At 48.8% G+C, this 502-nt stretch carries 1 protein-coding gene; it reads left to right on the top strand.

The features are described from left to right. Nucleotides 1-353: transposase (locus tag EWH91_RS14355; protein WP_165364346.1), on the top strand; the 353-nt coding region annotated here is incomplete at its 5' end. Between the last annotated feature and the right edge of the window lie 149 nt (nt 354-502).

The following is a 502-nucleotide window of genomic DNA, read 5'->3' as shown; positions in this document are numbered from 1 at the left end:
ATCGGAAGAATCGGGCTTTCTGCAAGGCACGCCACATCCGGCTCAGCGGACCGAAACTCGGCCGTAGGCCGAAAGATAAGCAGGCCCGGAAAACAGATCGAAGGGTGGAGCAGTGCGACTTTAAAGGACGGATCCCGGTTGAAGGGAAGTTTGGCCAGGCCAAACGCCGCTTTGGGCTGGACAAGATCTACGCGATGCTCAGAAATACGAGCGAAACGGTGATTGCGCTCAAGTTTCTGGTTTTGAACCTGGAGAGACGCCTCAGGGCTTCTCTGCGCTTTTTTATGGATTTTACGAACGTTCGTTCTATTTCAGCGGGTTTTCCGGCCATTTTCAGGCCCAGAGCTGTCTGAAAATTATAATTACCGAAAATCAGGATTGGTTCAGCAAACCCTATCTAGGATTTAAGGTCGATTTGACTTATCTTTCGAGGAACCTTTATCCCAAGAGACTTAATGATTTCATGCTGTTTTGCGGTGATTTCCGTCCTTTGATAGAAGTC

Origin of the sequence: Sporolactobacillus sp. THM19-2, from assembly GCF_004153195.1 — a bacterium.
GTDB lineage: Bacteria > Bacillota > Bacilli > Bacillales > Sporolactobacillaceae > Sporolactobacillus.
The sequence above is the reverse complement of the archived record's forward strand: the minus strand, read 5'-3'. Positions and strand labels throughout refer to the sequence as shown.